Source organism: Wolbachia endosymbiont of Atemnus politus, from assembly GCF_013309895.1.
In genome coordinates, this window is sequence record NZ_JAAXCS010000153.1 from 1 (window position 1) to 2,569 (window position 2,569).

The following is a 2,569-nucleotide window of genomic DNA, read 5'->3' on the forward strand; positions in this document are numbered from 1 at the left end:
ATTAAAATTAGCATATCCAAGACCTTCTGTTTACAATATATTTCAAAATACGATTTTAATAATGACGCAGTTAAATATATATGTTTAAAATGACAAGATTTCAGAAAGAAACTAGTTGAATTAGTTGTGTTGCTGGATAGTAAAACTGCTATACAATTGCTTATGAAATTTCTTTATTAAGCGAAATGTAAGATACGTGGACATTATTTAAATAGTGCCCACATGCTCTTAGAAGGACATAAAGCACGTGTGCTAAAGTAGCACCACATGCTTTATAAATTGTTTAAAACAATCTTCTAATAAACAAGCCCTAATACATCACAAGGATTGTGATATGCGTCATAATAGTTATGACATGAGTTAAAATGGTTATGACATGAATTAACAGCATAAGGTATGTTTGCAGGCGTACAAGGTGTTTGTACTTGTGCATAATTCAATGCTGGTGCTGATAAAGCTGGCACTGGTAAGTGAGAAGCCATGTATTGTTGTGGTAAAAAACCATGAGTATAAATCATAATAATCCTTTAAAAAATACTATTAAATTATTATAAGTTAAAATGGTTAAAAATTTAATAATTTTATCCTAAATTTAGTATATCAACCTAATTTATGACAGCACGATTTAAATCTTTTTTGACCTATGTAATATTTCAGCAGGCCATGCTTTATATCTTCACCAATTTCGCATACAGCCCATCTTTGCTCATTAGAAAGTCGTGAGTTCCTACTTCTTCTACTTTTCCATGATTAATTACTATAATCTTGTCAGTTTTGAGTGCGGTTGATAGCCTATGTGTAATCATGACCGTTGTTCTGTTTTGCATTAGCTTGCTTAATGCTTTTTGTACGAGGTTTTCACTTTTGTAATCAAGGGCAGAGATTGCTTCGTCCTGTACTAAAATCTGAGGATCTTTGAGTAGAGCTCTTGCTATTATAATGCGTTGTTTTTGTCCTTCAGAAAGTTTTAATCCTCTTTTCCCTACAAATGTGTCAAACTTATCGGGTAGTTTGTCAATAAATTCCATCGCATACGCACTGATAGCTGCTCGCCTCACTTCCTCATATTTAGCACTTGGTTTGCCGTACAATATATTTTCTATTATTGAACAAGAAAATATCATGTGATCCTGTGGTACCAAACCAAACAATGATCTGAGGTTACTTAGCGCAATTGACTTAATATTGTGTCCATCAATAGTGATGCTGCCTTTGTTTGGATCATGAAAACAGAGAAGAAGCTTTAAAATGGTGCTTTTACCGCTGCCAGATGGACCAACAATTGATACTGACTGACCTGCCTCTATAGAAAATGATACATTGCTTAACGCCGGCTTATCAGCATAAAAAAATGTTACGTCGTTAAACGAAATTTCTTTTCGAACACTATGAATTTTTATAGGATTACTGATGTCTACTATAGAGCTTTTCATGTTCATAAACTCAAACAAACGCTCCACTATTCCAAAACCTCGTTGTAAATCGCTGATATTATCGCTTAAATTATTTACAGCTCCTGCCGCAAGCGCTGAATAAAACACAAATGAAGAGAGCTCTCCTATGGTCATATTGTTACTTAAGACTTCTTTAATACCAAAGAAGAGCAAAACAACTAGCGAACCTACCACACACGAAATAACCAAAGTTACCAAAATAGCGCGCAATAGCACTAATCTTACGTATGATTTTGATACTGAATTTAGGTATTCCCTAAAGCGGACTTTTTCATTTTCTTCCAACACAAACGACTTGATAGTTACTATAGATCTGAAATTTTCCTCACTAAGTGATGCGAGCTCACTCAACTTACTCTGGGCAAAGCGTGCATAGCTGCGCACTTTTTTTCCAAGTAATGTCATGATGACTAATAATATGGGTATTATTGCAGCTGCATATGCGGTTAGGTGTAGATTCGTATATAATAACATGGCAACACTACCAATCAGTATTACAAAATTTCGTAATATGGTGAGTAAGCTGCTATTTATTATTGATTGTAGCACAGAGGTATCAGTAATTAACGCTGAGATAACATCTTGTACACCGGTGTTCTCAAAAAAACTTGGTTGTAAATCGGTAATACTGCTATATAAGTCATATCTGATTCTTGCAATAGCTTTCTCGCTGCCAATTCCAATAAAATATAGTCTAATAAATGCAGTGAGAGAAATGGCTAAAACTATAAATATTGTTACTACTAGTTTAGTGGTAAAATTATGCTCTGCGCCAGAGTCAATTACGCTACTCAAACCCCTGCCAAAAAGGAGAATAGTTAAAGCTGAAAATAGAACCGCAATAAAAGCTATAATGAAATAATATAGATTAGGTTTTATATAGTAAAACAACTGCCTAATATTAGATCGCATCTTATTTCAAAGTTTCTAAAGTTAAGTATATGGATTTTAGTTTCAGGAGAAAGAGGAAAGGTATGAGTTGAGAGCAATCTGATTAGGATGGCATAAAAACTTACTTGACAACCCCCGCCAACCCTTTTATAATAAAGCTGAAGCTAATTATTTATCTTCTCTGTACAGATTAAACGACAAAAAAACTTATGTATCTGGCGTCT

General features: G+C 34.0%; 1 protein-coding gene. It reads right to left on the bottom strand.

The window, feature by feature from the left end; all coding sequences use genetic code 11:
- Positions 1-668: 668 nt before the first annotated feature.
- Positions 669-2,366, bottom strand: coding sequence for an ABC transporter ATP-binding protein (locus tag HET73_RS06995; RefSeq protein WP_174134263.1), 1,698 nt, complete (start codon positions 2,364-2,366; stop codon positions 669-671).
- Positions 2,367-2,569 lie beyond the last annotated feature (203 nt).